This is a genomic window from Bacillus sp. JZ34 (assembly GCF_053903205.1).
The window spans coordinates 2666593-2680819 of the sequence record NZ_CP096403.1; the positions used below are offsets into that span (position 1 = coordinate 2666593).

Consider the following 14227-nt stretch of genomic DNA (forward strand, 5'->3'; position numbering starts at 1 on the left):
TTACGAGACAAGCCCTTATTTAAGCATATGCACGGCGTTTACAAACATGTCACCACGTTCTTCAAATGTTTTGTACTGATCCCAGCTTGCACAGGCCGGGGACAGAAGAATGACATCTCCTTCGTCTGACAGGCTGAACGCCGCAGTTGCTGCTTGTTCAACATTATCGACACGTTTAACCTGTTGTATTCCCATTTCTTCGGCCAGCTTCTCAAACTTCGGTGCGGTCTCGCCGAATGTGATCACCGCTTTGACAAAAGACATATGCGGCTTTAGTTCATCGAATTCATTTCCGCGGTCAAGCCCCCCTGCCAGCAAAATGACCGGCTTTTGAAAGGCGGACAGCGCTTTTTTGGTCGCAAGAATGTTTGTCGCTTTGCTGTCATTGTAAAACAGTCTGTTTTTGATCGTCGCGACGTATTGCATCCTGTGCTTTACACCGGTAAAGCTCGTCAGCACCTTGCGGACGGCCTCATCGGAGACGCCTGCGGTTTTAACAATGCAAAGGGCGGCCAAAATGTTCTCCAAATTGTGCTCTCCCGGCAAAACGACGTCTTCAAGCGGCATGACCGGTTCACCGTTAAACATGATCACGCCGTCTTTCACGCACGCTCCGCGCTCAAGTGTCCGGCGGACCGAAAAATACACCTTCTCCGCTTTTGAACACTCGGCAAGCCGTACGACTGTCTCATCGTCCAAATTGACAACGGCAACGTCTGTTTCCGATTGATTTCGATAGACCTGCTGTTTGGCAAGCTCATAATTTTGGCGCGAATGGTGATAATCGAGATGGGCATCAAATACGTTTAATAACAATCCGATTTTCGGTCTGAATTGATAAGTCCCCATGAGCTGAAAACTCGACAGCTCTGTCACGATCCATTCGTCTCCGCCGGCCTGATTGGCCACTTCGCTTGCCGCCGTGCCGATATTACCAGCAACGAGCGCTTTTTTCGAATCGGCTTTCAGCATTTCATAAACAAGCGTTGTCGTTGTCGTCTTTCCGTTTGAACCGGTAATGCCGATGAACGGAGCATCTGTCAGATGATAGGCAAGTTCAACCTCCGTCCAGACCGGTATGCCCCGCTTCAGCGCTTCTTCGACCATCACGTTTTCATAGCGGATGCCCGGATTTTTAATCAGAATGTCGATCGAATGAAGATCAAACAGTTCCGTCGGATGAGAGCCGCAGACGACTTCCACCCCTTTTTCCGCGAGAATCCGCGCAGGTTCATTCTCCTCAAAAGGCAGCTGGTCATTCACGACAACCTTTACGCCTTTTTCATGAAGGATCGAAGCGGCAGCATATCCGCTTTTCGCCAGCCCCAGTACGAGCACATTTTGATTTTGCAATAAATCTTGAGTATCCACTTATAACCACACCTCGATGTAAATTCCTAAGACGGCAAGCAGAAGTCCCGCTGTCCAAAAAGTGACGACAACTCTCCACTCAGACCATCCGACAAGTTCGTAATGATGGTGAAGAGGGCTCATTTTGAAAATTCGTTTGCCGGTCGTTTTAAATGAAATGACCTGCAAAATGACGGACAGCGTTTCAATGACGAATACGCCGCCGATGATGACAAGCAGGATTTCCAGTTTCGTTAAAATCGCGATCGTCACAATCGCCCCTCCGAGGGCAAGCGATCCTGTATCTCCCATAAAGACTTTCGCGGGGTGCGCGTTAAACACAAGAAATCCTAACACCGCTCCGACAACAGCAACCGCGAAAATGGCGACATCGTATTGCGACTGGTTCCATGCCAAAATTGCAAACGCACCGAACGCGATGGCAGCAGTACCCGACAACAGCCCGTCAAGCCCGTCAGTCAGGTTGACAGCATTTGAACCGCCGACAAGCATAAAGATGACGAGCACCGGATAAATCCAGCCGAAATCAAATGACAGCTCTGTTCCCGGAATGCGGATGTCAGTCGGCAGCCCTTGGAAGTGGTAGACGGCATAGAATACCAGAGCAATCACGATTTGGCCGATCAGTTTTTGTTTGGATGTGAGTCCAAGGTTGCGCTTCATCACGACTTTAATATAATCATCCAAAAAGCCGAGCAAGCCGTATCCAACCGTAACAAACAAGAGAAGGATCATGTTCATGCTGACTTCGGAAAATTTCATTGTCATGACAATGGTCGTCGCGATAATCGACAATATGATCATGACGCCGCCCATCGTCGGCGTTCCCGATTTTTTCTGATGGGATTTCGGACCTTCCTCACGGATGCTCTGCCCGAATTTCAGCCTTCTTAAAAACGGAATGAAAATCGGAGATAAAAGAACGCTGATTAAAAAGCCCATGATAATGGTAAATAAAATTACTTGTTCGAGCATCGTTCTTCTCTCCCTTCCGCGTGATATAAGTAGCAGCATACGCATTTATCATATTCACTGTTTTTTTTCATATGTTGATTTATTTCATCCATCATTTCAACAACTCTTTCCTGTAGTTCTTTTTCGGTTATTTCAGCTCAAGAATGGCTCTTTTGGCCACCTCAGCATCATCAAAATCAAAGGTTTGACCGCCGATCTGCTGATAGGTTTCATGGCCTTTGCCTGCGATCAGGACGACATCGCCTTTTTTGGCGTTTGCAATGGCAAAAAAGATTGCCTGCTCACGGTTGACGATGCTGTGATAGTAAGCCCCTTTTACGCCTTCCTCCATATCGTTTAAAATGGCGAGCGGGTCTTCGCTTCTCGGATTATCGGCTGTAAAGACCGGTTCATCGGCAAGGTCAACGGCAATTTTCGCCATTTTCGGACGCTTCGTCTTATCGCGGTCTCCTCCGCAGCCGACGACGACAAACAGCTTTCCTTCCGTTAAGCCTCTGCACGTGTTCAAGACATTTTCGAGGCTGTCAGGAGTATGGGCATAGTCGACGATTACCGGAAAGTCCTGGCCGGCGTCCACAAGCTCAAATCTTCCTCTGACGCCTTTCAGCCCTTCAATTCCTTCTGTGATCGTGGCAAACGGGATATCCGCTGCTAGTGCGATCCCCGCGGCCGTTAAAACATTGTAGACGTTAAAGAGGCCGACAAGCGGAATCGTTACTTGTGCAGTACCTTTGGGCGTCACCAGATCAAAGGTTGTCCCTTTCGGAGCCATTTTGATATTTTCAGCCATGACATCGGCATCGTTTTGAATTCCGTATGTCAAAAGGTGTGCTGACGTCACTTGGGCGAAATACGCTGAAGCAAGGTCATCCGCATTCAGCACGGCCCACTTCGGTGTATCGTGGTTAAAAGATCCGCCGAGCTGAGAGAAAAGCAGACTTTTCGCATGTTTATATTCTTCCATTGTCCGGTGGTAGTCAAGGTGGTCCTGAGTCAGGTTCGTAAATGCGGCGATATCGTAATCACACCCGTGGACCCGGCCCATGTGGAGAGCGTGTGAAGACACTTCCATGACGGCTGTATCCACATCCTGATCAACCATTTTTCTAAACGTTTTTTGAAGTGTGACGCTTTCCGGCGTCGTATTTTTTGCATCGAACGTTTCGTCATGGATTTTCGTGTACATCGTGCCGATCAGTCCTGTGCGGCTCCCGGCTTTTCTAAAGATCTCCTCCACCATGTGAGAAGTCGATGTCTTGCCGTTTGTGCCTGTAATGCCGATCAGCTTCAGCTGCTTCGTCGGCTGTCCGTAAAAGGCGTCCGACAGCACGGCAAGCGCTCTCTTCGTATGGCGGACGATGATCACCGGCACATCGGCGTCCACTTCCCTTTCCGCCACGATAGCGGCAGCCCCTTTTTCAGCGGCTTGCCGGGCGTAGTCATGCCCGTCGACTGTATAGCCTTTTATACAAACAAAAAGACTCCCTGTCTTGACTTCCCTGGAGTCCATCTCAATTGAAGTTATATCAGGATCTTCTTGGCCGGCATAGGAAGGTGCATTTTTTAAATATGTAAGAAGCTTTGTTAATTTCATCGTATCAAACCTCTCAAGTCTAATCATTCTTCATTCGTTGTCATATTGTTCCTGCGTTGATTAACCGCACGAGCTGCATGCAGACATACAGTTCATATTTTAGCGTAAAAAAGAGGATACATCCAGCTAATCCTTTAAAATCTATATATTTTTTAGGAGGAACGGCCCCCGGTCATCAGCAGGTTGCCGCTCCTTATCATGATCCGAATTAATCAGAGGCTCCGTCTTTATTGTCAAGGTAAATGCGAATGGTCGATCCTTCTTTTACTTTTTCGCCCGGCTTAGGGGACTGCTGAACGACGACATCGCCTTTTCCAGAAGCTTTCAGCCTGAGGTTGATCAGCAATGGTTCAAGCTCTGTCACGGAAAGCCCTATAAGGTTCGGGACCTCGATCAGCTTTTTGTCCAGCCATTGATATTTGCGTTCAATCTGATCTTTCCGCTTCTTAACGCCGAGCTGCGGAAGGCTGTCTCTCATGATGTTTCCGACGATCGGCGCTGCAACCGTACCCCCGAATTGAATCGTGCCTTTCGGATTGTCGACGGCGACGTAAACGACGATGCTCGGATCATCTGAAGGAGCCGTTCCGATAAACGAGACGATGTGATTGTTTTTTAAATATTTCCCGTCCTTGACTTTTTGCGCCGTACCGGTTTTGCCGCCCACCCGGTAGCCGTCGACAAAAGCGTTCCGCCCCGTCCCCTGGGCGACAACGCTCTCCAGCGCGTAACGGATCTGTTTCGATGCCTCTTCAGAAATCACTTTTCTTTTGGCGATCGGCGTCTGTTTTTTCACTGTTTGTTTTGTTACGGGATCAATCCACTCTTTGGCAATATACGGCGTATACAGCGTTCCGCCGTTGACAGCTGCAGAAACAGCTGCGACCTGCTGGATCGGTGTCACCGATACCCCCTGGCCGAAAGCGGTTGTCGCCTGCTCTACAGGACCGACGCGGTCAAGCGGGAATAAGATGCCCGTTCCTTCGCCTTGTAGATCGATCCCGGTTTTTTGTCCGAAGCCGAAATTTTTAATGTAGCTGAACAGTTTTTCTTTGCCAAGCCGCTGACCAAGCTCAACAAATCCCGGGTTGCACGAATTTTGGACGACTTCAAGAAACGATTGTGCGCCGTGTCCGCCGCGCTTCCAGCATTTCAGCCTTGCGCCGTCCACTTCAACGGAACCCTTATCATAGAAGTGATCTTTTTGGAGGTTGACTTTGTTCTCTTCCAAAGCTGCGGCAAGCGTGATGATTTTAAAAGTCGAACCGGGCTCATATGTGCTCCATACAGGCAAGTTCCGATTATAGACTTTAGGATCGATTGATTTGTAGTTTGCGGGGTCAAAGTCCGGCCGGCTGACCATCGCCAATATCTCCCCGTTTTTCGGGTTCATCGCAACACCGACCATTCCGTCCGGGTTATACTTCGCTTCTGCGATATCAAACTCCCGCTCCATAATCGTCTGCACCTTTGAATCGATCGTCAGCTTCATATCAAGCCCGTCTTTCGGCGGTGTATAGTCATCCGCCTCCCCCGGCATCCTCTTGCCTTTTGCATCAGAATAAAATTTTACATAGCCCTTTTCACCTTTCAACTCTTTGTCATAAAAAGCTTCGAGGCCAAGCAGACCCTGGTTGTCAATGCCCGCGAATCCGAGCACATGGGACAGATAGCTGCCGAACGGGTAATGGCGGATCGAATCTTCTGCAATGTATACGCCTTTCAAGTTGAGATCTCTGACTTCTTTTGCTTTCTCATGGGAAATTTTCCGGCCCTCGGGATTGATCCTTTCAATTGACGTTTTTTTCGTGACATGTTTGTACGCTTTTTCTTCCGACATATTCAACACGCTGGCCAGCAGTTTGCTCGTTTTGATCGGATTTTCAACCTGCTTCGGAACAACCAAAACCGATGGCGCGCTTTGGTTTGTCGCCAGCTTGACGCCGTTCCTGTCCAATATTTCGCCCCTTTCCGGCTCAAAAGGAAGGTTCCGGCTCCACGAATCTTTAGCTAATGTCGTCAGTTTATCCCCCAGAACGAACTGAACGTATCCGAGCCTTGTATCAATAATCAAAAAGATGATCACACCAAAAAGCAGAACGAATATTAAACGTTTTCTGACCGTTACATTGGAAACGCGCAAGAGACCGTTCACTCCTTATTTAGGCTTGTTTCATTTTATGCCTTGGGGCGTTTTGATAGAACGGCCCTTATTTTTATATGCTCAGGAGGCGCCGCGCCCAAACGGAAGGCTATCGACTCTGAGCCGATAGCCTTTTAGATGGGATCTATTCGTTTTTCAATCTGACTTTTACGACCGAGTTGGCTTTTAATTCTTTGCCTGCTTTTACATTTTGGCTTTTCACATAACCCTGGCCGCTCGTTTCGATATGAATGCCTGCCATGGCGCCGAAGCGGAGAGCGTCACGCTTTGACCAGCCCGTCATATCAGGCAGTGTGATTTTCCCGTCGGCCTTCAGGAAGACCCTCTGATTCGGCAGGACGGCTTCTCCCGCTTTCGGGTACTGTTCTTTCACAGCCAAGCCATCGCCGATCGTAACCGGAACAAGGCTGCTGTTTTGCGCCTCTTTTTCGGCGGATTTGGCTCGTTTGCCGGTGAAATCAGGCATTTCCAGCTGTTTTTCTTCCTGCTTTTCTTCTTTTTTGGTCTCTGTCGGTGTGATATTTAAATAGTGAAGACTGTTTTTCATCACCGGATTGAAAATTTTTGATACCGGAGCAGAACCTGTTTCCGTAGCCTTTAATTGCGGCTGCTGTACGGCTACATAAACGAGAAGCTGCGGATCGTCCTTCGGCGCCATGCCCATGAAGGAGAACACGTAGTTTTCGCGGCCGGTCAAATATCTGCCGTCTTCTCCGGCAATTTGCGCCGTACCGGTTTTTCCGGCGACATCAAATCCTTCGATCTTGTACGGCTTCCCCGTCCCTTTATCAGATGTGACGACTTTTCCCAACAGGTCGCGCACTTCTTTTGCCGTTTTGGCAGAGATCGGCTGTCCGACTTTTTCCGGTTTATTTTGATAAATCGTTTTGTTTTTGTCAGAATCAACGACATGATCGATGACATAAGGCTTCATCATTTTTCCGTTATTCGCGATCGCTGTCGCGGCCTGAAGCTGCTGGATCGGCGTGACCGCTGAACTTTGACCAAAGGCAGTTGATACTTTATCACGCAAATATTCAAAATTGATTTTGCTGTTCGCTTCTCCAGGCAGGTCGATGCCCGTTTTGTCGTAAAAATGGAACTTCCGCAAATATTGATTGAAGCGGTCTGTGCCGAGTTTATCATTGGCAAGGATCGCAAACGCGACGTTTGAGGAGCGTTCAACACCTTCATTAAATGTGATCGGGCCCCAGCCGTTGCCGCCATTATGGTCTTTAATCGGCTTATCTTTTTTAGACACCGAATATGATCCAGACTTGTATTGTTCTCCTCCATTATATACGCCTTCTTGGATGGCTGCCGCCAATGTGAAAATCTTCATCGTTGAGCCTGGCTCAAAGCTGTAGGAGACAAGGTCGTTGTAATAGTTCGTGACATCGCGCACGTTCGGGTTGAAGCTCGGCCTTTGCCCCATCGCGAGCACTTTGCCTGTTTTCGGATCAACGACCGCCGCCATAATCTTCTTCGGCTTGTATTCTTTTTGGACGGTCGTCATGCTGTCCTCCAAAAACGCCTGGATTTTTTGATCGATCGTCAAATACACGTTGTCTCCATTGTTTGGCGCTTTAATATTTTCGTTGCTGTTCGGCAGGCGCCAGCCCGTTCTGTCGGTGTCGTACGTCATGTATCCGTCCGTTTCTTTCAAATAATCGTTGAGCGTTTTTTCAAGGCCCATCATGCCTTGCATTTCACCTGTTTTTGCGTTGATCTGCGAATAGCCGATGAGATTGGAAGCGAAGATTCCGTTTGGATAGTAGCGCTTCGTATCGCGGGTGAACACGATGCCAGGCAGCTTCAGCTTTTCGATTTTTTCTTTTTGGGCATATGTCAAATCCCGCCCCGCCGATCCGAATTCAACCTGAAACGCTCCTTTTTTATTGAGAATATCGAGCACTTTCCCCTCATCCATACCGAGAATCGGCGCAAGCTTCTCAGCCGTCAGCTGCTTGTTTTTCACGTATTGAGGTTCCATCTTTTTGCTCATAATCGCGACGAGCTTGTATGTCGAAGTGTCTTCGGCAAGCACTTTTCCGTTCCGGTCAAGGATCGATCCCCGGTGGGCTTCGATCGTCCGCTTTTTCTCATACTGTTCGTTCGCCTTCTGTGCAAGCACTTCGCCGTTCACTTTTCCCGTCGCTTGAATAAACGCAAATCGTCCTACGATAACAAAGAAAAAGAGGGCAAAACAAATACTGAGTATTGCCGCTCCTCTGTTCATGAATTTATTTTTTTTCGGCATTGTGCATCATTCCTGTATGTCTTTCACTTTTTTATCACCTAATTTAAGGCCTTTTTTCCGGGCGATGTCCATGATACGGTCCGGCTCTTTCAGCATATCGGCTTCTTTTTCGAGGTCATCAACTCTGCTGCTTTCCGTTTCAACCTTCTTTTCGAGCTTTTGAATTTCAATATTGGTCTGATACGCGGCAAAAGCCTTTGAAATCATAAAAAGTGAAGCGCTGAGTACAGCCAGGGCAAAAAGCACAATCAGTACCTTTTCCCCAAGCGTTATCGATGCTCTTCTCCGGATGATAACGGATTGTTCTGCACTGTTTGTCTGTCGTTGCTGTTTTTCTACTTTATAAGCCAAATTGCTCATAGACTGATGACCTCCTTTTAATTCGTACAGCTCACTCTCGTGCTTTTTCCGCGATGCGCAGCTTCGCTGAGCGCGCACGGTTATTGTGTTCAAGCTCCTCTTCAGAAGCTGTGATCGGCTTTCTGTTGACTAACTTTAATTTCGGTTCAAACTCCTTGGGGATCACGGGCAGTCCGTGAGGCAGTTCAGGAGGCGATGACATCTCTTTAAATGTCGATTTGCAGATCCGGTCTTCCAGCGAGTGGAACGTGATGACCGATACCCTTCCGCCCGGCTTCAGTACCTCAATCGCCTGTAAAAGCGCTTCTTCAAACACTCTCAATTCATCGTTTACCGCAATTCGAATCGCCTGGAAGATCCGTTTAGCCGGATGCCCGCCGCTTCTTCTTGCCGGTGCGGGAATCGCCTCTTTGATGATATCGACAAGCTGGCCTGTTGTTTCAATAGCCGATTGTTCTCTTGCTTTTTCGATTTTCCTGGCGATTTGCTTGCTGAACTTCTCTTCTCCGTATTTAAAGAAGATTTTCACGAGATCCTCATAAGGCCATTCATTGATGACTTCCTTTGCCGAAAGGCCCGCCGACAGGTCCATTCGCATATCAAGAGGTGCATCATGATGATAGCTGAAGCCCCTTTCAGGTGTATCCAGCTGAGGAGATGAGACGCCTAAATCAAATAAAACACCGTCCACTTTCGTGATGCCGATTTCGTTTAGACGGTCTTTTAAATACCGAAAATTGCTTTTTATGAAAACGACTTGTCCTTCATGATCCGCCAGTTTTTCCTTCGCGTGGCGGAGTGCGGTTTCATCCTGGTCAAAAGCGACCAGCTTTCCTTTTTCAGACAGCTGTGAAAGCAAGTATTCGCTGTGACCGGCACCGCCTAATGTACAGTCTACATATGTACCGTCTTCTTTTACATTTAAACCGTCAACTGTTTCTTTTAATAATACTGTTGTATGCTCAAACATTTCTTTACTAGTCCCACCTTTATTCAAATGAACTGATTGCAGAAGCGCCGCATGCGCAAAGATTCATTATATATCAAATCCGATCATGTTTTCAGCTATTTCGGCAAATGAATCTTCCTGCTCTTCTACGTATTGTTCCCAAATCTCTTTGCTCCACAATTCAATTCGATTTGAAACTCCGATGACCACGCATTCCTTCTCAAGCTTTGCATAATTTAAAAGCGGTGATGCAATGTTGATCCGGCCCTGCTTGTCCAATTCGCATTCGGTGGCTCCGGAGAAAAAAAAGCGGGTAAAAGCGCGTGCATCTTTCTTTGTAAGAGGAAGAGCCTTCAGTTTTTCTTCGATGAGTTTCCATTCGGACATCGGGTAGCCAAACAGGCACTGATCAAGCCCGCGCGTCAGAACGAACTGCTCGCCGAGGCCTTCTCTGAATTTCGCCGGAACGATCATGCGGCCTTTTGAATCAATCGTATGCTGGTATTCACCCATAAACATGATCTCGGCCCCCACTTTCGTTCCTCAACTCACCACTATCCACCACTTCTCTCCACAAATTTATTTTACACTGTTTTAGAACAAAAAAAAACCCTGAACTACTCAGGGTTTTTTAAAAAATTATTTCAAAGTTTGACAACTTGATGCATGTTTTGAAATGAATATGGCAAATCCTTGTATTTTTCCAAGAAATTCGGACCGTATTTGTTCAAATAATACACGATGTTCCAAATTCTCTCCTGCGGAGCGTCTAAAGGCTTGATGCTCGTTTGAATTTTGTCAAAATCACGCAAAATGTAGTTTTCTCTTTCTTCAATCCTTTTAATAACCGTTTTCTCCAAAAATTCGAGCTGGTCTTGAATGAAGCCTGAGTTTTTTTCTAAAAGGGGGCCGAGGCTCCCATCGATTTCGAGGGCTTCAGCGCGCACAGCGGAATGGATGTTTTCGATTTTTTCTTTCGCCTGTTTGACCGAATCGGTAAAACCGCTCGGAACCTTATCTTCAAAATACTGCTCTTTTTTGACGCGGGCTCCCTTTTCAATCGATTCACGGAGTTCGATTCCCCGCTCGCCCAGCTTTTTTTCGATGTGCCGCTCAAGGAATGTAACCTGAAGCCTCGGTATGACAGGCGGCATTTTATAGCCCATAACCTGAAAAGCGCCTTTCAGCTCGCCCCAATAATTGATCTCTCCGGGACCGGCGATGAACGCCAATGTCGGAAGAAGGTATTCCTGCATGAGCGGCCTTGTTACGACATTATTGCTGAACGCTTCCGGCTTTTGGCAGATCAAATCGCAAAGCTCTGCTTCAGACCACTGAAGGTGAAGCTCTTTTATAAAAAACGCCCCGTTTTCTTTTTCGATTAAAAAGCGCTCGCCGTCGTGCTCATAAAAAAGGTTCGCATGCTGTGCGGCTCCTTCGATAATCGGTGTGTAGCCCAGTTGTTGCATGAATTCCTGCTGCCGTTTGACAGAATCGGTCAGCTCGTCGTTTCTGTTCAGCAGCTGCCGGAAAAAACGCGCTTCAAGGGCTCTGATGCCCGGGTCGCCGGAATTCAGAAGGATCAGTCCGTCTTGTTCAAACATGCCGGCAACAAGATATTCGAAAAAATCGGTGAAGGAAAGAGACTGCCTTAAACATCGGCGCAAATGGCTGAGAAGATCATTCGTATACTCCGTTTCTTCAAATGAGGCAAAAATCCCGTCCAGCCACTTTTCAGCTTTTTCGGCATCGAGCGCCGTTTTTGACGCCTGGCTTTTTTTCCAGTGAGACTGCGGGAGCTTGTGCTTTTTCACCTTGCCCCCGTCAGAAATGTAGACGTGATTGATTTCTTCCAGATCGTGGTCTTCCCCCGCAACCCAGAATACCGGAATGACCGGAACGTTCAGCTCTTGTTCTTTTTGCTTTGCAAATACAAGGATCGATACGATTTTATGTATAGTGTAAAGAGGACCTGTTAAAAGGCCGGCCTGCTGCCCTCCGACAACGACGACGCTTTTCGGATCGCGAAGCCGTTCGATTGTTTCATTCATGCTTGCCGATTGAAATTTGCTGTGATAGTCGAGCAAATAGTCAGCTAAAGCATCGCGGTCATACGTCCGGGAGGAAAGGTCATCCAAACGGACACTCCAACTTTCATTGCTCAGGCCGTAATCGAAAAACTGCTCTATCTCCTTTTTTCCATTTATATAGTCTCGAACAAAAGGGTTTTGACTTTGTATGGAAAGTTCAGTAAGCTGCATCTTTAGAACTTCCTTTCTCCAGTAAATAGTTAGCTTTCCGAAACGAGTATAGCACGTTCCGCGATTCGGTCAAAAGATTTAGCTCCATTCGTTTTCAAGCGCCTTGATACTGCGATATAAAAAGGTAAGGTGCGGAGCAGACTCCTCTGACTCTTTTGCCCGCTTCAGCAAATAGCCCATGATCGCATCGGCTTCCGTTTTTCTTCCGGCCAGCACATCGGCAAGCATCGAAGACGTGTTGCTTTTTGTCCGGCGGCAAACGGAAAGAACATGGTCCCATGCTGCTTGGCGGTCTTCAAGTTTCAAAATCCGGCTCGCTTCTTCAAAGACGAGCTTCATATAGGCCTCATACATCGGCTCTTCAAGCAGTGCGCCGTTTTCCACCCGCAAAAGAGCCGTCAGCGGATTGATGCACGCATTGACAATCAATTTTCCAGCGAGGGTCTTATACCAGTCTTCACACCAAATAAAAGGGAACGCTTCATGAACTGAAGCGAGCTCTTTTTTCAGCCGGGAGGCGGATGGGCTTCGGAACGCGCTCCATTTTACGGCCCCTTTTCCCGTGTGCCGGAATGTGCGGTCATCCACCCTGACTGCGCCGTGTTCCACAGATCCCGTATAAATGCGGTGGCCCGTCTGCCATTTATCAAGCACGGGAATATGGGCCATTCCATTTTGCAGGAACATGATATCACGAGGCGCGGCCTGTTCCAGTTCCGGCAGAACGCCTCCGAGCTGATGCTCCTTTACGGCAACAAAAAGAAGATCGCAGTCAGGATCAAGTTCAGTCCTGCCTCTGACGTTCCTGATCATCTCTTGTTCGTCTTCAAGAAGGCGGATTCCCTTTTCTTCAATCGCTTCAGCCTGTTCCTTTCTCCGAGCGATCACCGTCACTTCATGGCCGAATGAAAAATAGTATGCAAAAAGGAGGCCGACCGAGCCTCCTCCGATGACTCCGATTTTCACATGCTCACACCCTGATTTTTTCATATACTGTATATCATAGCAGAAATGTTCGCCGTTGACTTGTAAGTTGTTTCAAATATTCAGAACCATTTCGCTTCATTATATTAGAAAATTTTTATCATTTGGATTTTTTGAAAAAAGCGTTTACAATAGAAGTAGACCACAAACAAGGGGGTAACATAATGGTCAAAGTCGAACGTTTGCTGATCAATTACAAAACGCTTGAAGAATTTAAAAAGTTCAGGGAGTACGGGATTCAAGAGCTTTCCATGCTGGAGGACCTTGAAAGCAACATGATTGAAAACGACAGCAATTCACCTTTTTACGGCATCTATTACGGGGATCGGCTCGTCGCAAGAATGAGCCTGTATAAAGCGGATGGAAAAACCAACCAATACTTTGAAGAAGGCCAGGATTACCTCGAGCTCTGGAAGCTTGAAGTATTGCCGGGGTATCAGCGCAACGGCTACGGTACGATGCTGGTGGAGTTCGCCAAATCATTCGGACTCCCGATTCGCACAAGCCCGCGTGTCAAATCATCCGATTTTTGGAGCAAGATGGGCTTTACACCGGTTAAATACGATATGGCCCGGGATAAAGGGGAAAATCCGCTCGTTTGGCATCCTGCGAGCGAACCAAATCAAAGTTCTGAATCAGCCTAAATGAAAAAAGCCGGCCGAAAGAGGATGGCCGGTTTTCTATTTTTCAAGCGGCTCGAGATTTTCATTCGACTCCGGCTGGGGCTTCACCTTTTTGTTTCGTTCGCCTTCCTGAAGAACGACCATTTTTCGGGCTCTCTCCATGATTTCAATCAAGGCTTTATAGTCCTCTTCCGTCAATTCAAGCCGTTTTTTCAGCGATTGATTTTCGCTTCGCAGCTTTTCAACTTCTTGTTTCAGCTCATTGATTTCTTCAGCGAGCTTTTTCTTCTCATCTATAAAGTCTTTTTGAACAGGGGCTTCTTTCAGCTTTTCAAGGTATTGAATAACATCATCGAGCGTCAGATTTTCCGCATTGCTCCCGGAAACCATTTTGACAGATCCAGGAAGATTCGCAGAATGGACGCCTATTTTTTTGCGCAGCTCTTTACGCTGCTTTTTTGCCAGTTCAATACCTGATTGGTATTGCTTTCTGACAAAGGAATTCCAGCGGAATCCGCAGGCAGCGGCCGTTCTGCTTAAAGCCTTGCCCACTTCTTCAAAGGCTGAAAGCTGTGTGCCGCCTTCCCGAATGTGCCTTAAAACAACCTCAGCCAGCAATATATCTTCATCCTGTGTCCATGCATCCTGCCTTGTAATCGTCAAATGTTATCCCCCTCCATGACTTT

The 14227-nt window shown here is 47.4% G+C and carries 12 protein-coding genes; 1 reads left to right on the forward strand and 11 read right to left on the reverse strand.

All coding sequences use genetic code 11. The features are described from left to right. Positions 1-15: 15 nt before the first annotated feature. The 10 genes from murD to M1D90_RS13445 all read right to left on the reverse strand — a co-directional run bounded on the left by murD (position 16) and on the right by M1D90_RS13445 (position 12900). Positions 16-1371 carry a UDP-N-acetylmuramoyl-L-alanine--D-glutamate ligase gene (gene murD / locus M1D90_RS13400; protein WP_020451300.1) on the reverse strand — a complete coding sequence of 452 codons (1356 nt, stop codon included), beginning with the start codon at positions 1369-1371 and terminating at the stop codon, positions 16-18. Beyond that, entirely contained in the window at positions 1372-2346 is a 975-nt protein-coding gene (gene mraY / locus M1D90_RS13405; RefSeq protein ID WP_020451299.1) for a phospho-N-acetylmuramoyl-pentapeptide-transferase, read from the reverse strand. Between the two features lie 127 nt (positions 2347-2473). Then, positions 2474-3940 carry a UDP-N-acetylmuramoyl-L-alanyl-D-glutamate--2,6-diaminopimelate ligase gene (locus M1D90_RS13410; protein WP_144497612.1) on the reverse strand — a complete coding sequence of 489 codons (1467 nt, stop codon included), beginning with the start codon at positions 3938-3940 and terminating at the stop codon, positions 2474-2476. Between the two features lie 208 nt (positions 3941-4148). After that, the gene (locus M1D90_RS13415; RefSeq protein WP_035338833.1) at positions 4149-6083 is read right to left on the reverse strand and encodes a stage V sporulation protein D; all 1935 of its coding nucleotides are present in this window, start codon (positions 6081-6083) and stop codon (positions 4149-4151) included. A 145-nt stretch (positions 6084-6228) separates the two neighbouring features. Beyond that, positions 6229-8364, reverse strand: a complete 2136-nt coding sequence (locus M1D90_RS13420) for a penicillin-binding protein (RefSeq protein ID WP_020451296.1) — start codon at positions 8362-8364, stop codon at positions 6229-6231. Positions 8365-8370: 6 nt separating this feature from the next. After that, positions 8371-8724, reverse strand: coding sequence for a cell division protein FtsL (gene ftsL / locus M1D90_RS13425; protein WP_043927563.1), 354 nt, complete (start codon positions 8722-8724; stop codon positions 8371-8373). 31 nt (positions 8725-8755) lie between these two features. Next, positions 8756-9694, reverse strand: a complete 939-nt coding sequence (rsmH, locus tag M1D90_RS13430) for a 16S rRNA (cytosine(1402)-N(4))-methyltransferase RsmH (protein WP_020451294.1) — start codon at positions 9692-9694, stop codon at positions 8756-8758. A gap of 66 nt (positions 9695-9760) precedes the next feature. Continuing rightward, positions 9761-10192, reverse strand: coding sequence for a division/cell wall cluster transcriptional repressor MraZ (gene mraZ, locus M1D90_RS13435; RefSeq protein ID WP_009328555.1), 432 nt, complete (start codon positions 10190-10192; stop codon positions 9761-9763). 125 nt (positions 10193-10317) lie between these two features. Next, positions 10318-11934 (reverse strand): bacillithiol biosynthesis cysteine-adding enzyme BshC, encoded by a 1617-nt coding sequence (gene bshC, locus M1D90_RS13440; RefSeq protein ID WP_456282820.1) that lies wholly within the window; start codon positions 11932-11934, stop codon positions 10318-10320. 78 nt (positions 11935-12012) lie between these two features. Further along, complete coding sequence (locus M1D90_RS13445) at positions 12013-12900, reverse strand: 2-dehydropantoate 2-reductase (protein WP_026579764.1); 888 nt, start codon at positions 12898-12900, stop codon at positions 12013-12015. Between the two features lie 182 nt (positions 12901-13082). Between M1D90_RS13445 and M1D90_RS13450 the strand changes: the two genes are divergently transcribed. After that, a complete protein-coding gene (locus M1D90_RS13450) occupies positions 13083-13562 on the forward strand; it encodes an N-acetyltransferase (RefSeq protein WP_020451291.1) in 480 nt (159 codons plus the stop codon). Positions 13563-13598: 36 nt separating this feature from the next. Here M1D90_RS13450 and gerR read toward each other — a convergent pair whose 3' ends face one another. After that, entirely contained in the window at positions 13599-14204 is a 606-nt protein-coding gene (gerR, locus tag M1D90_RS13455) for a sporulation-specific transcriptional regulator GerR (RefSeq protein ID WP_195536276.1), read from the reverse strand. Positions 14205-14227: the final 23 nt, after the last annotated feature.

Bases quoted from the DNA above. Each gene is read 5' to 3' on its own strand.
- mraY (WP_020451299.1), bottom strand. From the start codon at position 2,346: ATGCTCGAACAAGTAATTTTATTTACCATTATCATGGGCTTTTTAATC.
- M1D90_RS13410 (WP_144497612.1), bottom strand. From the start codon at position 3,940: ATGAAATTAACAAAGCTTCTTACATATTTAAAAAATGCACCTTCCTAT.
- M1D90_RS13420 (WP_020451296.1), bottom strand. From the start codon at position 8,364: ATGCCGAAAAAAAATAAATTCATGAACAGAGGAGCGGCAATACTCAGT.
- ftsL (WP_043927563.1), bottom strand. From the start codon at position 8,724: ATGAGCAATTTGGCTTATAAAGTAGAAAAACAGCAACGACAGACAAAC.
- rsmH (WP_020451294.1), bottom strand. From the start codon at position 9,694: ATGTTTGAGCATACAACAGTATTATTAAAAGAAACAGTTGACGGTTTA.
- mraZ (WP_009328555.1), bottom strand. From the start codon at position 10,192: ATGTTTATGGGTGAATACCAGCATACGATTGATTCAAAAGGCCGCATG.
- bshC (WP_456282820.1), bottom strand. From the start codon at position 11,934: ATGCAGCTTACTGAACTTTCCATACAAAGTCAAAACCCTTTTGTTCGA.
- M1D90_RS13450 (WP_020451291.1), top strand. From the start codon at position 13,083: ATGGTCAAAGTCGAACGTTTGCTGATCAATTACAAAACGCTTGAAGAA.